The organism is Streptomyces sp. NPDC059740 (assembly GCF_042733155.1).
Classification (GTDB): Bacteria; Actinomycetota; Actinomycetes; order Streptomycetales; family Streptomycetaceae; genus Streptomyces.
Genome location: NZ_JBHWGP010000105.1, coordinates 1 through 1,342, shown reverse-complemented (window position 1 = coordinate 1,342; position 1,342 = coordinate 1). Strand labels below are relative to the sequence as shown.

General features: G+C 56.9%; 1 protein-coding gene and 2 pseudogenes. 1 reads left to right on the top strand and 2 read right to left on the bottom strand.

Features of this window, described 5'->3' with window-relative positions:
* A partial coding sequence (aac(3)-IVa, locus tag ACFV3R_RS34640) for an aminoglycoside N-acetyltransferase AAC(3)-IVa (RefSeq protein WP_385591534.1) occupies window positions 1-740 on the bottom strand: 740 nt, incomplete at its 3' end.
* Between the two features lie 113 nt (window positions 741-853).
* Here aac(3)-IVa and ACFV3R_RS34635 point away from each other — a divergent pair.
* Window positions 854-946, top strand: a pseudogene (locus ACFV3R_RS34635) (IS6 family transposase); the annotation flags it as partial.
* Window positions 947-1,251: 305 nt separating this feature from the next.
* On the opposite strand, the pseudogene ACFV3R_RS34630 reads toward ACFV3R_RS34635, so the two are convergent.
* A pseudogene (locus ACFV3R_RS34630) lies at window positions 1,252-1,342 on the bottom strand (AAC(3) family aminoglycoside 3-N-acetyltransferase); the annotation flags it as partial.

Genomic DNA, 1,342 nt, shown 5'->3' with positions numbered 1-1,342 from the left:
CATCCCGCCTCTGGCGGATGCAGGAAGATCAACGGATCTCGGCCCAGTTGACCCAGGGCTGTCGCCACAATGTCGCGGGAGCGGATCAACCGAGCAAAGGCATGACCGACTGGACCTTCCTTCTGAAGGCTCTTCTCCTTGAGCCACCTGTCCGCCAAGGCAAAGCGCTCACAGCAGTGGTCATTCTCGAGATAATCGACGCGTACCAACTTGCCATCCTGAAGAATGGTGCAGTGTCTCGGCACCCCATAGGGAACCTTTGCCATCAACTCGGCAAGATGCAGCGTCGTGTTGGCATCGTGTCCCACGCCGAGGAGAAGTACCTGCCCATCGAGTTCATGGACACGGGCGACCGGGCTTGCAGGCGAGTGAGGTGGCAGGGGCAATGGATCAGAGATGATCTGCTCTGCCTGTGGCCCCGCTGCCGCAAAGGCAAATGGATGGGCGCTGCGCTTTACATTTGGCAGGCGCCAGAATGTGTCAGAGACAACTCCAAGGTCCGGTGTAACGGGCGACGTGGCAGGATCGAACGGCTCGTCGTCCAGACCTGACCACGAGGGCATGACGAGCGTCCCTCCCGGACCCAGCGCAGCACGCAGGGCCTCGATCAGTCCAAGTGGCCCATCTTCGAGGGGCCGGACGCTACGGAAGGAGCTGTGGACCAGCAGCACACCGCCGGGGGTAACCCCAAGGTTGAGAAGCTGACCGATGAGCTCGGCTTTTCGCCATTCGTATTGCACGACATTGCACTCCACCGCTGATGACATCAGTCGATCATAGCACGATCAACGGCACTGTTGCAAATAGTCGGTGGTGATAAACTTATCATCCCCTTTTGCTTATGGAGCTGCACATGAACCCATTCAAAGGCCGGCATTTTCAGCGTGACATCATTCTGTGGGCCGTACGCTGGTACTGCAAATACGGCATCAGTTACCGTGAGCTGCATTTTCCGCTGCATAACCCTGCTTCGGGGTCATTATAGCGATTTTTTCGGTATATCCATCCTTTTTCGCAGGATATACAGGATTTTGCCAAAGGGTTCGTGTAGACTTTCCTTGGTGTATCCAACGGCGTCAGCCGGGCAGGATAGGTGAAGTAGGCCCACCCGCGAGCGGGTGTTCCTTCTTCACTGTCCCTTATTCGCACCTGGCGGTGCTCAACGGGAATCCTGCTCTGCGAGGCTGGCGGGAACTTCGAAGTTCCTATACTTTCTAGAGAATAGGAACTTCGGAATAGGAACTTATGAGCTCAGCCAATCGACTGGCGAGCGGCATCGCATTCTTCGCATCCCGCCTCTGGCGGATGCAGGAAGATCAACGGATCTCGGCCCAGTTGACCC